Genomic DNA, 19,297 nt, shown 5'->3' with positions numbered 1-19,297 from the left:
CGAAGTCGAAGCGCCGCCCGCGGCGGCCCTTCGACTTCGGCCCTCCGGGCCTACGCTCAGGGCGAACGGCAAGTTCCAACCATGAAAGGTTTGCGGAGCCATGCCATGAGACACACCCTGTCCATCCTGCTGCAGAACGAATCCGGCGCGCTGGTGCGCGTGGCCGGGCTGTTCGCCGCGCGCCACGTCAACATCGACGCGCTCACCGTGGCGACCACCCACGACCCGGCGATGTCGCAGCTCACCCTGGTGATGCACGGCGACGAGGGCACGCTGGAACAGATCCTGCGCCAGCTGCGCAAGCTGGTGGACGTGCTGGATGCGAGCAGCCTGTCGCTGGTGGGCAGCCGCGACGGCAGCCGGCTCGCCGCCACGCCGGCATGAACGCACGGCTCGCCGCACATGCGGAAGTAGACGAAGCACCGTCCGACCTGGACCTGCTGCGCCGCACGCTGGCCGCGCGCGTGTACGAGGTGGCGCGCGAGACGCCGCTGGAACCCGCCGGGCTGCTGTCCACGCGCCTCGGCAACCGCGTGCTGCTGAAGCGCGAGGATCTGCAGCCGGTGTTCTCGTTCAAGCTGCGCGGCGCCTATAACCGCATGGCCGCGCTGGGCACTGCCGAACGGGCGAACGGCGTGATCGCCGCCTCGGCCGGCAACCACGCGCAGGGCGTGGCGCTGGCGGCGGCGAAGCTCGGCATCCGCGCGGTGATCGTGATGCCAGTGACCGCGCCGCAGGTGAAGGTGGACGCGGTGCGCCGCTTCGGCGGCGATTTCGTGGAAGTGTTGCTGGCCGGCGACTCCTACAGCGACGCCCAGGCCGCCGCCGCGCGCCTGCAGGCCGAGCGCGACCTGGTGTTCGTGCATCCCTTCGACGATCTCGACGTGATCGCCGGCCAGGCCACCGTGGGTATGGAACTGCTGCGCCAGTCGTCCACGCCGCTGGACGCGGTGTTCGTGCCGGTGGGCGGCGGCGGCCTGCTTGCCGGCGTCGCCAGCTGCATCAAGACGCTGTCGCCGCAGACCAGGGTGATCGGCGTGCAGGCGGACGATTCTGACGCGATGGCGCGCTCGCTGGAAGACGGTACGCGCGTGGCACTCGACGAGGTGGGCCTGTTCGCCGACGGCACCGCGGTGAAGCAGGTGGGTGCACTCACCTACGCGCTGTGCCGCCGCCACGTGGACGAGATGCTGCGCGTGGACGGCGACGCGCTGTGCGCCGCGATCCGCGACGTCTACCAGGAAACCCGCAGCGTGCCCGAGCCCTCCGGCGCGCTGGCGCTGGCGGGGCTGAAGCAGTACGCCGCCACCCACAAGCTGCAGGGCAAGACGCTCGCCGCGATCATTTCCGGCGCGAACATGAACTTCGAACGCCTGCGCTTCGTGGCCGAGCGCGCCGAGGCCGGCGAGCAGCGCGAAGCGCTGTTCGCGGTGACCATTCCCGAAGAACGCGGCAGCTTCCGCCGCTTCTGCGCCGCGCTGGGCCGGCACAACATCACCGAGTTCAACTACCGCATCGGCGACGCGCGCCAGGCGCACATCTTCGTCGGCGTGCAGACCGCCAGCCGCGACGAGCGCGCGGCGCTGGCTGCGGCATTCCGTGCGCAAGGCTTCGCCGTGCTCGACCTCACCGACGACGAGCTGGCCAAGCTGCACCTGCGCCACATGGTGGGCGGCCGCTCGCCGCTGGCGCAGGACGAGCGGCTGTACCGCTTCGACTTCCCCGAGCGCCCCGGCGCGCTGCCCGACTTCCTCGCCCGCCTGCACCCGGACTGGAACATCAGCCTGTTCCACTACCGCAACCACGGCGCCGACCACGGCCGCATCCTGGTCGGCATCCAGGCGCCGGCCGACGAGCATCCCACGCTGCGCCGCTTCCTCGCCACGCTGGGCTACCCGCACTGCGACGAGAGCGACAACGCCGCCTACCGGCTGCTGCTGCGCAGCTGACCCCGACGACCATCCACACCCCTGTCCCCGGAGCCTGAAACACATGCCTGCCTATCGTTCCCGCACCAGCACCCACGGCCGCAACATGGCCGGTGCCCGCAGCCTGTGGCGCGCCACCGGCATGAAGGACGGCGACTTCGGCAAGCCGATCATCGCGGTGGCCAACAGCTTCACCCAGTTCGTGCCGGGCCACGTGCACCTGAAGGACCTCGGCCAGCTGGTGGCGCGCGAGATCGAGGCCGCCGGTGGCGTGGCCAAGGAATTCAACACCATCGCGGTGGACGACGGCATCGCGATGGGCCACGGCGGCATGCTGTATTCGCTGCCCTCGCGCGAGCTGATCGCCGACAGCGTGGAATACATGGCCAACGCGCACTGCGCCGACGCGCTGGTGTGCATCTCCAACTGCGACAAGATCACCCCCGGCATGCTGATGGCGGCGATGCGCCTCAACATCCCCGCCGTGTTCGTCTCCGGCGGTCCGATGGAATCCGGCAAGACGCAGATGAAGGGCGTGGACCGCTCGCTGGACCTGATCGACGCCATGGTGGCCGCCGCCGACGACAGCTACAGCGATGCCGAGGTGGCGACGCTGGAACGCTCGGCCTGCCCCACCTGCGGCTCCTGCTCGGGCATGTTCACCGCCAATTCGATGAACTGCCTCACCGAGGCGCTGGGCCTGGCGCTGCCCGGCAACGGCTCGGTGCTGGCCACGCACGCCGACCGCGAGCAGCTGTTCCGCCAGGCCGGCTGCCGCATCGTCGAGCTGGCCCGCCGCTGGTACGAACGCGACGACGCCAGCGCGCTGCCGCGCACCATCGCCAACCGCGCCTCGTTCGAGAACGCGATGAGCCTGGACATCTCGATGGGCGGCTCCACCAACACCGTGCTGCACCTGCTGGCGGCGGCGCGCGAGGGCGGCGTGGATTTCACCATGGCCGACATCGACCGCCTCTCCCGTCGCGTGCCCTGCCTGTGCAAGGTGGCGCCGTCGAAGGCCGACGTGCACCTGGAGGACGTGCACCGCGCCGGCGGCATCATGGCCATCCTCGGCGAGCTCGACCGCGCCGGCCTGATCGACGCCAGCCGTCCCACCGTGCATGCGCCCACGCTGGACGACGCGCTGGCGCAATGGGACATCCGGCGCAGCAACGACGAGGCGGTGCACACCTTCTACCGCGCCGCGCCCGGCGGCGTGCCCACGCAGGTCGCCTTCAGCCAGTCCTCGCGCTTCAAGAGCCTGGACACCGACCGCGAGCACGGCGTGATCCGCTCGGCCAAGACGCCCTACAGCCACGACGGCGGCCTCGCCGTGCTGTTCGGCAACCTCGCGCCGGAAGGCTGCATCGTGAAGACCGCGGGCGTGGACGATTCCATCCTCGTCTTCCACGGCACCGCCAAGGTCTACGAAAGCCAGGAAGCGGCGGTGAGCGGCATCCTCGGCAACAAGGTGAAGCCCGGCGACGTGGTGGTGATCCGCTACGAAGGCCCGCGCGGCGGCCCCGGCATGCAGGAGATGCTCTACCCCACCAGCTACCTGAAGTCGAAGGGCTTGGGCAAGGTTTGCGCGCTGATCACCGATGGCCGTTTCTCCGGCGGCACGGCAGGCCTGTCCATCGGCCACGTCTCGCCCGAGGCGGCCGAAGGCGGTCTGATCGCCCTGGTCGAGGACGGCGACCCCATCGCCATCGACATCCCGAACCGCCGCATCCAGCTCGACCTGCCCGACGAGCTGCTTGCTGCACGCCGCGACGCGATGGAAGCGCGCGGCCGCGATGCGTGGAAACCGCAAGGCCGCGTACGCCCGGTTTCAGTCGCGCTGCAGGCCTATGCGGCATTGGCCTCGAACGCTGCCAACGGCGCGGTGCGCGACTTGGGCCGGCTCGGTGCGGCGCATTCCGCCGCAACGGCCGACTGAGCGGCCTGCGGTCGTCGCGGCCCTTGCCACTGGACGGGGCCGCGACGGGTGGAGTACCCACTTGCTCCACTACCGCAGCCGGGGTGCCGACTACCTGCCGCATACTGCATGCCGGTACCCCGTCAGGTCATGGCCGCCGTGAAAGTGCGCTCCGACCCCGGTTTCCCCTTACGTCCGCTCCGCCAACCCCTCATCCATCGAGCCGCCGCCGTCAAGTTCGAACACATGGTTGTCGTAGTCGGTGAAGTACAGCGCGGAGTCTTCGCGCGCCATGAAATATTCCACGCCGAACGCGACCAACTTCGCGGCATAACCCGGCAGTTCGGCCTTCTCGACCTCGAAGGCGATGTGGTCGCCGTTGCGGACGGACGGCCCTTCGCCCTGGCGCAGCACGAACCAGACACCGCCGAACCTGGCCAGCGACTGGCGATGGCCGTCGTCGTCCGCATCGCTTATCACGCGCGCGCCAAACACGCCGGCGAACAGTTCCGCGGTACGCGCGGGGTCACAGACGATCAACGCGATATGGCTGATCGACTCGGGCATGGCACGGCTCCCAGGACAGGTGGAATGGAACCTGGCGCATAGCGTACGCCACACCGGGACTTGCGCCACACCGGGGCTGCCGGCATGTCGAGGCCCCCGGTCGGCCGGCCCGGTCACGGTACCCGGGTCGGGCCGCCACGCTAAACTCGCCGGATGGCTCCGACCTCCCGCAAGCGCCAGCGACGCACTTCACCCCCCCCCACCGCCTCGCGTCCGCGGGCCACCGCCGCGACCGGTCGGGCGTCGCCGGTACGCCCCGCCGACAGCTCCACCCGCGCGTCGCGCACGCTGGACTGGCTGCTGCAGTGGCTGCCGCCGCGCCATCGCGAGAAGGCCCGCGACTACCTGGTGCTGACCCGCATGGATCGCCCGATCGGCGCACTGCTGCTGCTGTGGCCGACGTGGTGGGCGCTGTGGCTGGCGGCGGGCGACTGGCCACCGCTGAAGCCGCTGGCGATCTTCACGCTGGGCGTGTTCGCGATGCGCGCGGCGGGCTGCGCGATCAACGACTACGCCGACCGCAAGCTGGACCCGCAGGTGGCGCGCACCGCCGGCCGGCCGATCGCCAGCGGGCGGGTGACGCCGCGCGAGGCCCTGATCGTGTTCGCCTCGCTGCTGGTGTTCGCCTTCATCCTCGTGCTTTTCACCAACGCGCTGACGATCAAGCTGTCCTTCGCCGGCGCGGCGCTGGCGGCGATCTATCCGTTCACCAAGCGCTGGACCTACCTGCCGCAGGTGGTGCTGGGCGCGGCGTTCGGCTGGGCCATCCCGATGGCGTTCGCGGCGGTGGCAGGCACGGTACCGCCGCTGGGCTGGCTGCTGTTCATCGCCAACATCCTGTGGTCGGTGGTGTACGACACCGAGTACGCCATGGTGGACCGCGACGACGACCTCAAGGTGGGCGCGAAATCCACCGCGATCCTGTTCGGCGACGCCGACCTGCCGATCCTCGGCATCCTGATGGCCACCCTGCTGCTGGCGATGCTGTTCGTGGGCCAGCGCGCGCACCTGGGCTGGCCGTACTGGCTGGGTCTGCTGGTCGCCACGGGCTTGTTCGCCTACCAGCTCTGGCTGATCCGCAAGCGCGAACGCGGCCCCTGCCTTGCCGCCTTCCGCCACAACAACTGGTGGGGACTGGCGGTGTGGATCGGCATCGTGCTGGCGCTGGCGGTACGGTAGGAGCGGCTTCAGCCGCGATGCCCCTGTGCCGCCGGTCGCGGCTGAAGCCGCTCCTACGCCTTCGGCGACGGTGCCCGCGCCAGCGCCCACACGTCGACCTGCTGCACACCGGCGCGCTTCAGCACCCGTGCGCATTCGGCCAGGGTGGCGCCCGTGGTCATCACGTCGTCGAGGATCGCCGCGTGCGCGGGCAATGCGATGCCGGGGCGCACGACGAAGGCGCCGCGCACGTTGCGGCGGCGCGCGGCAGCATCGAGTTCGGTCTGCGCCGCGGTGCCGCGGCTGCGCAGCAGCACATCGTGGCGCAGCGGCACGCCGAGCTGGCGCGCCAGCGGCTTCGCCAGTTCCAGCGCCTGGTTGTAGCCGCGCTGGCGCAGGCGCGCACGATGCAGCGGCACCGGCAGCAGCAGCCCGGGTTTCGGCAGCGGCATGTTCTCGCGTTGCCATAGCGTGGCCAGCGCGCGGCCGGCAGCAAGGTCGCGGCCGAACTTGAAGCGCGACTCCAGCCGATCCAGCGGCCAGCCGTAGCGGAACGGCGCCCACGCCGCGTCCCACGGCGGCGGGTGGCGCTGGCATTCGCCGCACAGCGCGGCGGGCACGGGCAACGGCAGGGCACAACGCGCGCAGCAGCTGCGGTTGCGCGGCAATTCCGCGGCGCAATCGGCGCACAGGTCCACGCCGTGCCCGCCTCGGGCGCCGCAGAGCAGGCAGCGCAGCGGCAACAGCCAGTACTGCAACCCGCGCCACGGTTGGAGCCATGCTTCCTTGCCGATCATCGCCATGCCTTCCTTGCTGGACGAGTCGATGGTAGCGGCAGCCTTCGTCAACCTCGATACCCGTGCGAACGGTTGACGCATATCGGCAGGCCGCCCACACTTCGCGGCCTCTGCCACGGAGCCTCCCCATGCCCGAAGCCCTGATCCGCCACGACTGGAGCCGCGACGAAGTCGCCGCGCTGTTCGCGTTGCCGTTCAACGAGCTGCTGCATCACGCGCATACCGTGCACCGCGCACACCACGATGCGAACGCGGTGCAGGTATCCACCCTGCTCTCGATCAAGACCGGCGGCTGTCCCGAGGACTGCGCCTATTGCCCGCAGGCGGCGCGCTACGACACCGGCGTGCAGGCGCAGAAGCTGATGGAGGTCGACGACGTGCTGGCACGCGCCAGGGCCGCCAAGGCCGCCGGCGCCAGCCGCTTCTGCATGGGCGCGGCATGGCGCGGGCCGAAGGACCGCGACATCCCCAAGGTCGCGGAGATCGTTCGCGCGGTGAAGGACCTGGGACTGGAAACCTGCGCCACCCTGGGCCTGCTCGGCGACGGCCACGCGCAACAGCTCAAGGATGCCGGCCTCGACTACTACAACCACAACATCGACAGCGCGCCGGAGTTCTACGGCGAGATCATCCACACCCGCGAATACCAGGATCGCCTGCAGACGCTGGAACAGGTGCGCGACGCCGGCCTGAAGACCTGCTGCGGCGGCATCGTCGGCATGGGTGAGACGCGCGCGCAGCGCGCCGGCCTGCTGCAGGCGCTGGCCAACCTGCCCGAGCACCCGCACTCGGTGCCGATCAACCAGCTGGTGCCGGTGCCGGGCACGCCGCTGGCGAACGCGGAGAAGCTCGACCCGTTCGAGTTCGTGCGCACCATCGCGGTGGCGCGCATCCTGATGCCGCTGTCCATCGTGCGTCTTTCCGCGGGTCGCCAACAGATGGACGACGCGGTGCAGGCACTGTGCTTCCATGCCGGCGCCGGCTCGATCTTCTACGGCGAGAAGCTGCTCACCACCGGCAACCCCGACACCGAGCACGACCGCGCGCTGTTCCGCCGCCTCGACCTGCACGCGATGGAAGTGGTGGTGGAAGCGGGCACGGTGCACGCGGACATCATGGAAGCCGCGCCGGCAGGTTGCGGGCATGGGTGCGGGTGCAGTGCGGCGGCCTGATTTTCCTGTCCCCCTCTCCACCAGACGAAGCCTGGGAGAGAGGGCCGGGGAGAGAGGGTGCTTCTCGCCCCTGCCTCGCCCATGACCAGCAAAGCCCCCCTCCCCCCAATCCTCTCCCCCAGCGGCTATGCCGCTGGGGGAGAGGGAGCAAGAGCCGACTTGCTCCACCGTCTGGCCATCCAGACGTCCGGACGGGAGCACGCCAGGCTGCGCCGTCGGCTGCGTACCATCGAACACGCGGAAGGCCCGTGGCTGGAAAGCGGGGGCCGCCGCCTGCTCGGTTTCTGCAGCAACGACTACCTGGGGCTGGCGCAGCATCCGCAACTGATCGCCGCGCTGAAACGCACGGCCGATGACGAAGGCGTGGGCAGCGGATCGGCACACCTGATCTGCGGCCATCGCCGCGAGCACGCGCAACTGGAAGAGGCGCTGGCCGAATGGACCGGACGCGAGCGTGCGCTGCTGTTCTCCACCGGCTACATGGCCAACCTCGGCACGATGCAAGCGCTGCTCGCACGCGAAGACGTGTGTGTGCAAGACAAGCTCAACCACGCCTGCCTGCTGGATGGCTCGCGGCTCGCAGGCGCCGAACTGAAGCGCTATTCGCATGCCGACGTCGAGGCCGCCGCGCGCCAGCTGCGCAGCCGCCCGCAGGCTGCCGCACTGCTCGCCACCGACGGCGTGTTCAGCATGGACGGCGACGTGGCGCCACTCGCCGCGCTCGCCGCGCTGTGCGCGCGCGAACATGCCACGTTGATGGTGGACGACGCGCACGGCCTCGGCGTGCTGGGCGCGGATGGCGCGGGCAGCGTGCGTGCCGCCGGCCTCGGCCAGCACGACGTGCCGGTGCTGATGGCCACGCTGGGCAAGGCATTGGGCGGCAGCGGCGCTTTCGTGGCCGGCTCGGCCACGCTGATCGACGGACTCGTGCAGTTCGCCCGTCCCTATGTCTACACCACCGCGATGCCGCCGGCGCTGGCCGCGGCGGCCGGCACCGCGGTGGCGATCGCACGCAACGAGAACTGGCGCCGCGAAAAACTGCAGGCACTGATCGCCCGCTTCCGCACCGGCGCGGCACAGCTCGGCCTGCCGCTGATGGATTCGCCCAGTGCGATCCAGCCGTTGCAGCTGGGTGATGCACAGGCCGCGCTGGAGGCTGCGCAATGGCTGGAACAACGCGGCCTGCTGGTCACCGCGATCCGCCCACCCACGGTGTCGCAAGGCCAGGCGCGGCTGCGCATCACGCTCTCGGCGGCGCACGAGGACGAACACGTCGACCAATTGCTGGATGCGCTGGCCACGCTGCCGAAACCGGCCGCCACGGGCGGCCCCGTATAATGGCGAGTCGTTTGGCCGCCTTTTCCGCATGAACATCGTCAACCTCTCCGCCTACCGCTTCGTCGCGCTGGACGACCTGCCCGCACTGCGCGAACGCGTGCGCGAACGCGCCGCCGCGCTGGCATTGAAGGGCACCGTGCTGCTCGCGCCCGAGGGCATCAACCTGTTCCTCGCCGGCCCGCGCGAGACGGCGGATGCCTTCATGGCGTGGCTGCGCAGCGACCCGCGCTTTGCCGGACTGGAAGCGAAGGAATCGCTGTCCGACGACGTGCCTTTCGGCCGCCTGCGCGTGCGGCTGAAGAAGGAGATCATCACCATGCACATGCCGGCGATCCGCCCCGAAGGCGGCCGCGCGCCGGCGGTGGACGCGCCCACGCTGAGGCGCTGGCTGGACCAGGGCCACGACGACGACGGCCGCGACGTGGTGATGCTGGACACCCGCAACGACTACGAAACCGACGTGGGCCGCTTCGCGCAGGCAGTGGACTACCGCCTCGCCAGCTTCACCGGCTTCCCCGCCGCCGTGGCCGCCGACCGTGCGCGTTTCGCGGACAAGACTGTGGTGTCGTACTGCACCGGCGGCATCCGCTGCGAGAAGGCCGCGCTGCACATGCAGGAGCTGGGCATCGAGCACGTTCACCAGCTCGAGGGCGGCATCCTGAAATACCTGGAACTCACCGACGGCGCGCACTGGCAGGGGGACTGCTTCGTGTTCGACGGGCGCGGGGCGGTGGGACCGGATCTGCTCCCTGCGGGCGAACTCCCTCTCCCCTCCGGGGAGAGGGCTGGGGTGAGGGGCGGCTCTTGCGATGAACCCGCATCAAAGCCGGCTCTGAGCAACATTCCCGCGAGCACCCACCCCTCACCTCAATCCTCTCCCCGGAGGGGAGAGGAAGCGAACGCAAAAGGCGCTTCACCCCATTGGGGCGGGGCATGAGCCTGCACATCGAAAAACTCGGCAGCGGCCCCGTCCCCCTCGTGCTGCTGCACGGCTGGGCGATGCACGGCGGCGTGGTGGCGCCGCTGGTCGACGCGCTCGCCGATCGCTGCACGCTGCACGTGGTGGACCTGCCCGGCCACGGCTGGTCGCGCGGCTGCGGGCTGCCGCTGGAGCCCTCCGCCTGCGCCGCGGCGATCGCCGCCGCCACGCCGCCGGCGATCTGGCTGGGCTGGTCGCTGGGCGGGCTGATCGCGCTGACCGCGGCGCTGGAACAGCCGCAGCAAGTGCGCGGCCTCGCGATGCTGTGTGCCACGCCGCGATTCGTGCGCGACGACAGCTGGCCCTGGGGCAGCGATGCGACTCTGGTGCACCAGCTCGCGCTGGATCTGGAAACCGATTACCACGCCACCATCGACCGCTTCCTTTCGCTGGAAGCGATGGGCAGCGCCGATCCGCGCGCCGCGCTGCGCCACCTGCGCGACATCGCTTTCGCCCGCGGCGAACCCGACCTGCGCGTGCTGCAGGAGGGCATCCGCATCCTTGAAACGAACGACCTGCGCATGCAACTGCCTTCACTGCGCCAGCCCAACGCATGGATCGCCGGCCGCCGCGACCGGCTGGTGCATCCGCAAGCCATGGAGTGGTCGGCGCAGCAGTCGCGCGGCTACTACATGCAGATCGAACATGCCGGCCACGCACCATTCGTCGCGCATGCCGGCGCAGTGGCGCAGACGCTGCAGCCCTTGCTGGACAGCTTCCATGAGTGATTTCCACCTCGACCGCACCCAGGTGCGCCGCAACTTCGGCCGCGCCGCGCGCAGCTACGAACAGCACGACGCATTGCAACGCGAAGTGCAGCAGTCGCTGCTGGATCGCCTCGGCTTCTACCTGGAAACACCCACACGCGTGCTCGACGTGGGTGCCGGCACCGGCCGCGGCACGGCGTTGCTGAAGCAGCGCTACGCCAAGGCCGAGGTGATCGCGGTCGATCTCGCGCTGCCGATGCTGCGCGCGGCGAAGGCGCACAGCGGCTGGCTCAAGCCATTCCGCCGCGTCTGCGCCGAGGCCACGGCGCTGCCCTTCCCCGACCACAGCGTGGACGTGCTGCACTCCAACCTGTGCTTCCAGTGGATCGACGACCTCGCCGCGCTGTTCGGCGAATGCTGTCGCGTGCTGAAGCCCGGCGGCCTGCTCGTGTTCTCCACCTTCGGCCCCGACACGCTGAAGGAGCTGCGTGCAGCCTGGGCCGCGGTGGACGGCCACTCCCACGTCAGCCGCTTCCTCGACATGCACGACATCGGCGACGCGATGCTCAATGCGGGCCTGCGCGACCCGGTGCTCGACGTCGATCGCTACACGCTCACCTACAGCGAGCCGCGCAAGCTGCTGGAAGAACTGCGCGGACTGGGCGCCACCCATGCCGATGCCGCACGTGAACGCCACCTCACCGGCAAGTCGCACTACCGCGCGATGCTCGCCGCCTACGAGGCGATGCGCGTGGACGGCCGCATTCCCGCCACCTGGGAAGTGGTGACCGCCCACGCCTGGGGGCCGCCGCCAGGCCAGTCCCGACGCCTCCCCGGCGGTGGCGAGGTGGCCAGTTTCTCGCTCAGCAGCCTGCGCGGTTCGCGGCGGCGCTGAGGTTCCATTTTGCCACCACCGCGCTCCCCTGCGCGGACATCCACCCCGATGTCCGCGCGGTGCCGGCGAGGATTGGCGTGTATCGCGTGACATACTGAAAAGCGGTTGCGTGCGCCGACGTACCCACGTCGCTTTCCCTGCAATGCCCGGGCACGCAGGTCATCGCGCCGCGGCGCTGAAATCCACCACGGCGTTGGCATCGGGCCATTCGTTCTCGCGCACCGCCGCTCCCTGCGCAGGCGCCCGGCTGCTGCCGAGCTTCGAAATATCGTCGTACCGGCCCAATTGCCGGAAGCTCCGGATCTCGAACGGCACGCCTTCGGCATCGAGAGGCGAGTCGCCATCGGCCACGTGGAAATGCAGGTGCGGCCCCGTGGATTCGCCGGAGAATCCGAGCGACCCCAGCACCTGTCCCGTCGTCACCTTGTCGCCCGCGTGAACCCGGATACTGCCCTTCCTGAGATGTTCGTAGAAAGCGAATCGGCCGTCCGGAAGTCGCAGCGTCACGTAATTGCCGGCATCTTCCGCCGGCAGATGCGCGGTGCGCTGCGATATCTTCAAGGGCTCGTCCATGCCGTCGCGCACCGCCGCCACGGATGCATCGGCCACGGCCAGCACATCGTCGCCGTAGCCATATGCCTCGCTGGCGATGTCGGGATCGCCGCCCGTCGTACGGCCATTGCCGTCCACCTTGACCCAGTCGATGGCAAAGCGCCCGGGCAGTCGCGCGCGGCCCGCCACGGCATAGAACACGCGCCGATGCCCGCGCGGCCATGCGGCACTGTGTATGGCGACCCACGGGCCGCCGCGGAGCGGCGGCGCGATCAGCGATGGCTTGTGCCTGTCCAGCGACAGCGGACCCGCGCTGATGGTCGACGTGGCCCCGGTGGACACAACGGCATAGTCGATCTCGTGCCGTATCGCCCCCTTCAGCGATCCCAATGGCACCGTGAAATCCATGAACACCACGGCCCGCTGCCCGGGATCGATGAATTTGCGTTCCCCGGGCTTCGCTGCCGCGCCGCCCACAACGGCGGTGGCCGCCGCCAGCGCGTCGCCGGAAAGCCGGATTACCGGCTGACCGTTCCTGGCGTCCAGCACGGCAATACGGCTTATCTCCAATCGGTCGCTGGAGAAATTCGTCAAGTGGATTTCATAGCTGACCAGTTGCTGCCCATGGACCTTGACCGACATGGGCAGCACAGGGACTTCCACGGCGAAGCCGTTGCGGACCGCCGGTTCCCGCGCGTCCACGCGCAACGCAAATGTCAGAGCAGCTGCAAACACCAGCGTTGCGAACCATCGTCCCATGGCATCCTCATCGGGTCATGTGCTTGCCGCCGGAGCAAGCGCGGCCTCACGCGCACTTCGCGGCAATGGCGGCAGAACTGCCCGTGCAGGTCATCAAGACCCGGCAACAGCTCTTCCCTGCCGTCGAACGTTACTTCGAACACGGGCGCTTTGCTCCATGACCAATGGCCGACTCCGACCACGGACGATCGGTGGAGGGCCGGCGGGGTACTGGATCACCCGTGTCCTTGCCCGGCAATGGGCTCGCAGCCCGACCCGCGGAGGAAGCTCATGTCCCGTGGTCGAAGAAGCACTGGTGCGTGACCCTGCGGCTTCTTCATTCGACGCGTGCCTTGGCCACGCGCCACCGGCCGCCGCTCAATTCACCAGCGGCTCGGCCACCGGCTTGCGCACGCTGAGCGCCGTGCCCGCCGCGGCCACGATGATCGCCGCGATCGCCAGCCACTGCAGCAGGCTGAGCCGCTCGCCGAGCAGCGCCACGCCGGCCAGTGCCGCGAACGCCGGCTCCAGACTGAGCAGGGTGCCGAAGCTGCGCGTCGGCAGCCGCGTCAGCGCCACCATCTCCAGCGAATACGGCAAGGCGGAACTGAGCAGGGCCACACCCAGCGCGAACGGCAACAGCGCCGGATTGAACAGTGCGCTGCCGGCGTGTGCCACGCCCACCGGGATCGCCAGCAGCGCTGCGATCGAGGTGCCCCAGGTCACCGCATCGCCGCCATGTGCACTGCCCGCGCGCTGGCCCAGCACGATGTAGCACGCCCAGCCCACGCCCGCGGCCAGTGCGTACAGCACGCCGACCGGATCGAGCGCATGCGTCCGTCCGCGCAGCGGCAGCAGCAGGAGCAGGCCCGCCACCACCAGCGCGATCCAGATGAAATCCTGCAGGCGGCGCGAGCCGAACAGGGCCAGCGCCAACGGCCCGGTGAACTCCAGCGCCACTGCGATCCCCAGCGGGATCGTGCGCAGCGACATGTAGAACACCAGGTTCATCATGCCGATCGACAGACCGTAGCCCCACAGCGCACGCAGGTCGCGGCCGCGCTGCCACGTGCGCCACGGCCGCCGCACCAGCAGCAGGATCAGCGCGCCCAGGCCCAGCCGGCAGGCCGTGGCGCCCTGTGCGCCGACCATGGGGAACAGCTGCTTGGCCAGCGCGGCGCCCAGCTGGTACGAGGCCATGCTGACCAGCAGCATGCCGACCGCGAGCAGCACGGAAGCACGGGAGGTGTGCGCGGACACGGGCGATGATAGTCGGGGAAGGAGCGCCATGATGCCTGCGCCCGTGCGCAAAGCCCACCCCGCCCACGGGCAAGGCCACCTACGCAGCAAACCCGTAGGAGCGCACCCTGTGCGCGATGGCTCTGGCGCTTCGACCGGAGCCAACGGCCATCGCGCCCAGGGTGCGCTCCTACGAGGCGTTCCTGGTCAAGTCATCCGTGCGAACAGGCTGCCGTTGGCGGGTAGGCGCAGGCGCTGGCGCTGGCCGTCCAGCGTGCCTGCCGCCAGGCCGTGGCCTTCGAGCGGCTGCAGTTTTTCCGGCAGCGGCAACGCGAATTCCACCGGTGCGGCGGACAGGTTGAACACGACCAGCACCCTCTCCTCGCCCAGCTCGCGCACGAAGGCCAGCACCGGCTCGGGGGTATCGAGGAAACGGATGGCGCCGCTGCGCAGCGCAGGCTGCCCGCGGCGCCAGCGCATGAAGCGGCGGTAACCGTTGAGCGCAGAGGCGGGGTCGCCCTGCTGGCGCGCCACATCCAGCGCGCGATGTTCGGGCGGCACCGGCAGCCACGGCGTGGTGCGGCTGAAGCCGGCGTGCTCGCCGTCGTCCCACGGCATCGGCGTGCGGCAGCCGTCGCGGCCCTTGAATTCGGGCCAGAACGCGATGCCGTAGGGATCGCGCAGCGCCTCGTAGGGCAGCTCCGCCTCGGTGAGCGCGAGCTCCTCGCCCTGGTACACGCAGACCGAACCGCGCAGCGAGCAGACCAGCGCGGTGAGCTGGTTCGCCATCGTGGCCGAGCCATGGCCATTGCCCCAGCGGCTGAGCACGCGCTCCACGTCGTGGTTGGAGATCGCCCAGCACGGCCAGCCTTCGACCATCTTCGCCTCCTGCGCGCGCACGGTGTCGCGGATGTAGGCGGCGCTGAAGTCGTCGGTGAGCAGCTCGAAGCTGTAGCCCATGTGCAGGCGGTGGCCGCTGGTGTATTCGGCCATCGTCGCCAGCGAATCCTCCGAAGAGATTTCGCCCAGCGTGCTGATGCCGGGATAGCGGTCCATCAGCGCGCGCAGATCCTGCAGGAACGCGAGGTTCTCGGGTCGCGTGTTGTTGTAGTAGTGGTATTGGAACGCGTACGGGTTGTCCGGACTGAAACCGCGCCCGGTGCGCTGCTCCTTCGGCTTCGCCGGGTTGTCGCGCAGTTGTGCGTCGTGGAAGCAGAAGTTGATCGAATCCAGCCGGAAGCCGTCCACGCCGCGATCCAGCCAGAAGCGCAGATTGTCCAGCACCGCCGCGCGCACTGCCGGGTTGTGGAAGTTGAGGTCGGGTTGCGCGGCGAGGAAGTTGTGCAGGTAGTACTGGCCGCGCCGCGGCTCCCAGCGCCAGGCCGGCCCGCCGAAGATCGACAGCCAGTTGTTGGGCGGCGTCCCGTCTTCCTTCGCGTCGGCCCACACGTACCAGTCGGCCTTGGGATTGTCGCGGCCCTGCCGGCTCTCCGCGAACCAGGCGTGCTCCGCCGAGGTGTGGCTGAGCACCTGGTCGATCATCACCTTGAGGCCGCGCGCATGCGCCTCGCCGAGCAGGCGGTCGAAGTCGGCCAGCGTGCCGAACAGCGGATCGACGTCGCAGGGATCGGCGATGTCGTAGCCGAAATCCGCCATCGGCGAGCGGAAGAATGGCGCGATCCAGATCGCGTCCACACCTAGCCCGGCCACGTAGTCGAGCCGCTCGATGATGCCGGGCAGGTCACCCACGCCGTCGCCGTCGGTGTCGAGGAAGCTGCGCGGGTAGATCTGGTAGATGACGGCTCCGCGCCACCACGGTGTGTCGGTCATTGCTGGACCCCATGACGTGAGGCAGGCGGCCTTCCGGGCCGCCTGTCGTCGAACGGCGCTCAGCTTAGTGGCAGGGCACACCGATCCCGCACAGTGCTGCATACGTATTCATGGATGCTGCAGCCGCGTCATGCGTTTGCAACAAATGGACGTCCAAACGAATCCATGCCAACCACGTCACCACGCACGGATGCAGGAGTGATGCGGCTTTGCACGCCGAGCGCGCCGCAGCGCCAGGGGGCGCGGCGGCGCGATGCTGCGACGCAGCGGAGGCGATTGTGCCGCGCCATGAATACGTATGCACGAATCGTTCACGTCGAAAACGCCGCCCTACCATGCAATCACGCGACGGGGGGCACGGGCGCAAGCCAGAGCTGACGACTGCCGTCGATGGAATCGCCGGACGGTTCACGCCGCGACAACGACAACGACCATTTCGTGGGGAGACGAGACATGTTGATGAAACACAAGCTGCTGGCCATGGCGATCGCGTCGGCCTGCCTCGGCATCTGTGCCGTGGCCAGCGCCGCCACCGCGCCGACGCCCGCCGCGCAGCAGCAAGACAGTCAGCAGAGCGCCAGCAGCAACCAGTCCGCCGACGCGAACTCCAAGTCCGACAAGACCAAGAAGGACAAGGAAAAGGCGAAGCAGATGCAGGCCGTGCAGGTGAACGGCTTCGTCAGCAGTATCGAGAACTCCACCGCGCTGAAGAAGAACGCCGACACCATCGTCGAGGCCGTTTCGGCCGAGCAGGTCGGCAAGCTGCCGGGCGCCTCCATCGCCGACGCGCTGGGCCGCCTGCCGGGCATCGCGGCGCAGGACGTGGACGGCCGCCCGCAGGTGCTGAACATCCACGGCCTCGGTCCCGACTTCTCCACCGTGCTGGTCAACGGCGGCCAGCAGGTCAGCACGAACAACAACCGTGACGTCGCGCTCGACCAGTACCCGTCGAGCTGGTTCGACAATGTGGTGGTGCACCTCTCGCCCGAGGCCGACCTGATCGGCCAGGGCATGGCCGGCACCACCGACATGCATACCATCCGCCCGCTGGACAAGAGCGGCCCCGAGGCGGCGGTGAACGCCAAGTACATCTGGAACAGCATGTCCCAGCTGGCCCCGGGCCCCGGCGTGGGCAACAGCGGCTACAACGTCAACGGTGTGTGGGTGGACCAGTTCGCCGACCACACCTTCGGCGTGACGCTGGGCGTGGACCTGGAGAACAACCCGACGCAGATCGAGCACCAGGCGCCGTGGGGCTACCTGGCTGACAGCAACGGCGACCAGGTGGTCGGCGGCTCGAAGAACTACGGCATCACCGACTCGATGAAGCGCAATGGCCTGCTGGCCACCTTCGAGTGGCAGCCGAACGAGCACTACACCAGCACGCTCGACCTCACCTACGACAACTTCAAGGAAACCCAGCAGGCCAAGGGCATGGAGCTGCCGTTCCTGTGGGGCACCGGCGCGATCCAGCCCAGCCCGGCCCTGGTTCCCGGCAATGTCGAGAACGGCTTCGTGCAGAGCGGCGTCTACCAGAACATCAATCCGGTGATCCGCAACGACTTCAACAGCACCACCGCGCGCGTCTACAACTTCAACTGGGACAACAAGTTCACGATCAACGAAGACTGGTCGATCGACGCCGATGCGAACTATTCGCGCGCCACCCGCCAGGACGTGAACCTGGAAAGCTATTCGGGCACCGGCTACTACTACGGCCCCGATGCACACTTGGACGCAGACGGCAACATCACAGGTAGTTCGCACGCTCCCAGTGGCGCCTTTGGCTTCAGTGAACTACCCGATGGCATGCTCTACGCCGTACCTTCGCTGAATTACACCCAAGGTATGGTGTTGACCGATCCAGAGGGCTGGGGCGCGGGCAACAAGGTAGTGCAGGCCGGCTTCATCAACGCGCCGCACACCGTCGATTGGCTGGCCAACTTCCGCATCGCGGTGGAGCGCGATTTCAGCAGCGGCCCGTTCTCCAGCATGAAGTTCGGCCTGTCGGATACCACCCGCACCAAGACCTACAACATCACCCAGGACTTCCTGACCCTGGGCGGCGGCAGCTTCACGAGCTCTAACACGCCCGTGCTGTCAGCACCGTTCAGCGGCAGCAACTGCAGCCCGCTGGCGTGGATGGGCATGGGTTCGGAGGAGTGCTACAACCCGTTCAGCCTGATCGACAACGGCACCCTGGTGGAAGTCCCCACCTTCATGTCGTCGCTGCCACTGCCGCCGAACTGGCGCGTGCGTGAGCGCGATTTCAACCCCTACCTGCAGTTCAACCTCGACACCAACCTGGGTGCCATCGCCCTGCGCGGCAACTTCGGTATCCAGATCGACCACACCAACCAGACCTCGGATGGCGAGCGCGTGGCACCCGGCAGCGCACTCACCGGTGGCCAGACCCAGCTGATCCCGGTGACCGGCGGCACCAGCTACACCCGCTACCTGCCCAGCGCCAACCTGATCTTCGGCTTCACCGACAACGACGACCTGCGTGTCAGCGCGGCACGCACCATGGCCCAGCCGCGCATGGATCAGATGAATGCCAGCCAGGCACCGAGCTACAACCCCACCTATCTGGAATCCACTAACCCGAACCAGGCCGCCTTCAGCTCCAGCGGCGGCAATGCCGCGCTGCTGCCCACCATGGCCGACAACTACAACATCAGCTACGAGCACTACTTCTCGGGCCCGATCGTCGGCGGCTACCAGTGCAACGACGCCGACTCGAAGAGCTCGGACCTGTGCCGCAACGGGGGCGGCGGCGGCTACGTCGCGGTGTCGGCCTACTTCCTGCACCTGTACAACTACATCGACCCGAACGCAGCCTACCTGTACGACTTCAGCGCGTTCATTCCGAACTACCTGACGCCGGCGCAGCAGGCCCAGCTCGGCACGCCGTACGGCATCGTCTCCGGTCCGACCAACGATGGCCGCGGCTTCATCCGTGGCGAAGAGGCCACCCTGAACCTGCCGTTCAACCTGCTCGTCCCGGCACTCGACGGCTTCGGCACCATCCTGACCGGCACCCACAACGACAGCTCGCTGGTGTACGGCGACAACCCCACGCCGATCACCGTGCCGGGCCTGTCGAAGTGGGTGGCCCACGGCACGCTGTACTACCAGCACAACGGCTTCGAGGCACGTGTCAGCGACGACTACACCTCCAGCTTCCTGGGTGAGGTATCGGGCATCAGCGCCTCGCGCATCGAGCAGACGCTGAAGGGCGGCAGCAGCTATGACGCACAGGTTAGCTACACGTTCAGCAGCGGCACCTTCAAGGGCCTGACCTTGATCGCGACGGGCACCAACCTGTCGAACAAGATCTTCTCCACCTACCAGAACAACGACCCGCGCCAGGTGCTGATCTGGGAACGCTACGGCCGCACCTATTCGCTGGGCGCCTCGTACAAGTTCCAGTAAAGCGCGGCTACGCGGTTCACTGTTTCTCCCCGATGCCCCGTTGC

Annotated in this window: 15 protein-coding genes; 10 read left to right on the top strand and 5 right to left on the bottom strand. The window is 68.7% G+C overall.

Going from position 1 to position 19,297, the window contains the following annotated elements; genetic code table 11:
• Nucleotides 1-105: 105 nt before the first annotated feature.
• Genes ilvN through ilvD form a run of 3 tightly spaced genes read left to right on the top strand, consistent with a single transcriptional unit; the run spans nucleotide 106 to nucleotide 3,867 of the window.
• A complete protein-coding gene (gene ilvN, locus ABQJ54_RS16455; protein ID WP_367855410.1) occupies nucleotides 106-384 on the top strand; it encodes an acetolactate synthase small subunit in 279 nt (92 codons plus the stop codon).
• Nucleotides 381-1,949: a threonine ammonia-lyase, biosynthetic gene (gene ilvA, locus ABQJ54_RS16450; protein ID WP_367855409.1), complete on the top strand. Its 1,569-nt coding sequence runs from the start codon at nucleotides 381-383 to the stop codon at nucleotides 1,947-1,949. Before ilvN ends, ilvA begins: the two co-directional genes overlap by 4 nt.
• Nucleotides 1,950-1,992: 43 nt before the next feature.
• Entirely contained in the window at nucleotides 1,993-3,867 is a 1,875-nt protein-coding gene (ilvD, locus tag ABQJ54_RS16445) for a dihydroxy-acid dehydratase (RefSeq protein WP_367855408.1), read from the top strand.
• A gap of 168 nt (nucleotides 3,868-4,035) precedes the next feature.
• Here the strand turns inward: ilvD and ABQJ54_RS16440 are convergent, their stop codons facing one another.
• Nucleotides 4,036-4,413, bottom strand: a complete 378-nt coding sequence (locus ABQJ54_RS16440; RefSeq protein ID WP_367855407.1) for a VOC family protein — start codon at nucleotides 4,411-4,413, stop codon at nucleotides 4,036-4,038.
• Between the two features lie 153 nt (nucleotides 4,414-4,566).
• Between ABQJ54_RS16440 and ubiA the strand changes: the two genes are divergently transcribed.
• Entirely contained in the window at nucleotides 4,567-5,592 is a 1,026-nt protein-coding gene (gene ubiA / locus ABQJ54_RS16435; protein ID WP_367855406.1) for a 4-hydroxybenzoate octaprenyltransferase, read from the top strand.
• Between the two features lie 53 nt (nucleotides 5,593-5,645).
• Here the strand turns inward: ubiA and ABQJ54_RS16430 are convergent, their stop codons facing one another.
• Nucleotides 5,646-6,368: a ComF family protein gene (locus ABQJ54_RS16430; protein WP_367855673.1), complete on the bottom strand. Its 723-nt coding sequence runs from the start codon at nucleotides 6,366-6,368 to the stop codon at nucleotides 5,646-5,648.
• Between the two features lie 128 nt (nucleotides 6,369-6,496).
• Between ABQJ54_RS16430 and bioB the strand changes: the two genes are divergently transcribed.
• The 5 genes from bioB to bioC all read left to right on the top strand — a co-directional run bounded on the left by bioB (nucleotide 6,497) and on the right by bioC (nucleotide 11,459).
• Nucleotides 6,497-7,540 (top strand): biotin synthase BioB, encoded by a 1,044-nt coding sequence (gene bioB, locus ABQJ54_RS16425; protein WP_367855405.1) that lies wholly within the window; start codon nucleotides 6,497-6,499, stop codon nucleotides 7,538-7,540.
• Nucleotides 7,541-7,699: 159 nt separating this feature from the next.
• Complete coding sequence (gene bioF / locus ABQJ54_RS16420) at nucleotides 7,700-8,878, top strand: 8-amino-7-oxononanoate synthase (RefSeq protein WP_367855404.1); 1,179 nt, start codon at nucleotides 7,700-7,702, stop codon at nucleotides 8,876-8,878.
• Between the two features lie 28 nt (nucleotides 8,879-8,906).
• Nucleotides 8,907-9,815, top strand: a complete 909-nt coding sequence (locus ABQJ54_RS16415) for a sulfurtransferase (protein ID WP_367855403.1) — start codon at nucleotides 8,907-8,909, stop codon at nucleotides 9,813-9,815.
• Nucleotides 9,812-10,585 (top strand): pimeloyl-ACP methyl ester esterase BioH, encoded by a 774-nt coding sequence (bioH, locus tag ABQJ54_RS16410; RefSeq protein ID WP_367855402.1) that lies wholly within the window; start codon nucleotides 9,812-9,814, stop codon nucleotides 10,583-10,585. Before ABQJ54_RS16415 ends, bioH begins: the two co-directional genes overlap by 4 nt.
• Nucleotides 10,578-11,459, top strand: coding sequence for a malonyl-ACP O-methyltransferase BioC (gene bioC, locus ABQJ54_RS16405; protein ID WP_367855401.1), 882 nt, complete (start codon nucleotides 10,578-10,580; stop codon nucleotides 11,457-11,459). Before bioH ends, bioC begins: the two co-directional genes overlap by 8 nt.
• A 159-nt stretch (nucleotides 11,460-11,618) precedes the next feature.
• Here the strand turns inward: bioC and ABQJ54_RS16400 are convergent, their stop codons facing one another.
• From ABQJ54_RS16400 to ABQJ54_RS16390, 3 genes are all read right to left on the bottom strand, one after another.
• Nucleotides 11,619-12,770, bottom strand: a complete 1,152-nt coding sequence (locus tag ABQJ54_RS16400) for a M23 family metallopeptidase (RefSeq protein WP_367855400.1) — start codon at nucleotides 12,768-12,770, stop codon at nucleotides 11,619-11,621.
• A 357-nt stretch (nucleotides 12,771-13,127) separates the two neighbouring features.
• Complete coding sequence (locus ABQJ54_RS16395; protein WP_437343371.1) at nucleotides 13,128-13,964, bottom strand: EamA family transporter; 837 nt, start codon at nucleotides 13,962-13,964, stop codon at nucleotides 13,128-13,130.
• 231 nt (nucleotides 13,965-14,195) lie between these two features.
• Entirely contained in the window at nucleotides 14,196-15,818 is a 1,623-nt protein-coding gene (locus ABQJ54_RS16390; RefSeq protein ID WP_367855398.1) for an alpha-glucosidase family protein, read from the bottom strand.
• 459 nt (nucleotides 15,819-16,277) lie between these two features.
• On the opposite strand from ABQJ54_RS16390, the gene ABQJ54_RS16385 reads away from it, so the two are divergent.
• A complete protein-coding gene (locus tag ABQJ54_RS16385; RefSeq protein ID WP_367855397.1) occupies nucleotides 16,278-19,253 on the top strand; it encodes a TonB-dependent receptor in 2,976 nt (991 codons plus the stop codon).
• The last annotated feature ends 44 nt before the right edge of the window (nucleotides 19,254-19,297 follow it).

Source organism: Rhodanobacter lycopersici, from assembly GCF_040812335.1.
In the GTDB taxonomy this organism is placed as follows: domain Bacteria; phylum Pseudomonadota; class Gammaproteobacteria; order Xanthomonadales; family Rhodanobacteraceae; genus Rhodanobacter_A; species Rhodanobacter_A lycopersici.
The sequence above is the reverse complement of the archived record's forward strand: the minus strand, read 5'-3'. Positions and strand labels throughout refer to the sequence as shown.

What these genes read in the sequence shown, in the direction of transcription:
- bioB (WP_367855405.1), top strand. Translation starts at nt 6,497, where the DNA reads ATGCCCGAAGCCCTGATCCGCCACGACTGGAGCCGCGACGAAGTCGCC.
- ABQJ54_RS16385 (WP_367855397.1), top strand. Translation starts at nt 16,278, where the DNA reads ATGAAACACAAGCTGCTGGCCATGGCGATCGCGTCGGCCTGCCTCGGC.
- ABQJ54_RS16440 (WP_367855407.1), bottom strand. Translation starts at nt 4,413, where the DNA reads ATGCCCGAGTCGATCAGCCATATCGCGTTGATCGTCTGTGACCCCGCG.
- ABQJ54_RS16400 (WP_367855400.1), bottom strand. Translation starts at nt 12,770, where the DNA reads ATGGGACGATGGTTCGCAACGCTGGTGTTTGCAGCTGCTCTGACATTT.
- ilvD (WP_367855408.1), top strand. Translation starts at nt 1,993, where the DNA reads ATGCCTGCCTATCGTTCCCGCACCAGCACCCACGGCCGCAACATGGCC.
- ilvN (WP_367855410.1), top strand. Translation starts at nt 106, where the DNA reads ATGAGACACACCCTGTCCATCCTGCTGCAGAACGAATCCGGCGCGCTG.
- bioH (WP_367855402.1), top strand. Translation starts at nt 9,812, where the DNA reads ATGAGCCTGCACATCGAAAAACTCGGCAGCGGCCCCGTCCCCCTCGTG.
- ABQJ54_RS16390 (WP_367855398.1), bottom strand. Translation starts at nt 15,818, where the DNA reads ATGACCGACACACCGTGGTGGCGCGGAGCCGTCATCTACCAGATCTAC.
- ubiA (WP_367855406.1), top strand. Translation starts at nt 4,567, where the DNA reads ATGGCTCCGACCTCCCGCAAGCGCCAGCGACGCACTTCACCCCCCCCC.
- ilvA (WP_367855409.1), top strand. Translation starts at nt 381, where the DNA reads ATGAACGCACGGCTCGCCGCACATGCGGAAGTAGACGAAGCACCGTCC.
- ABQJ54_RS16395 (WP_437343371.1), bottom strand. Translation starts at nt 13,964, where the DNA reads ATGCTGCTGGTCAGCATGGCCTCGTACCAGCTGGGCGCCGCGCTGGCC.
- bioC (WP_367855401.1), top strand. Translation starts at nt 10,578, where the DNA reads ATGAGTGATTTCCACCTCGACCGCACCCAGGTGCGCCGCAACTTCGGC.
- ABQJ54_RS16415 (WP_367855403.1), top strand. Translation starts at nt 8,907, where the DNA reads ATGAACATCGTCAACCTCTCCGCCTACCGCTTCGTCGCGCTGGACGAC.
- ABQJ54_RS16430 (WP_367855673.1), bottom strand. Translation starts at nt 6,368, where the DNA reads ATGATCGGCAAGGAAGCATGGCTCCAACCGTGGCGCGGGTTGCAGTAC.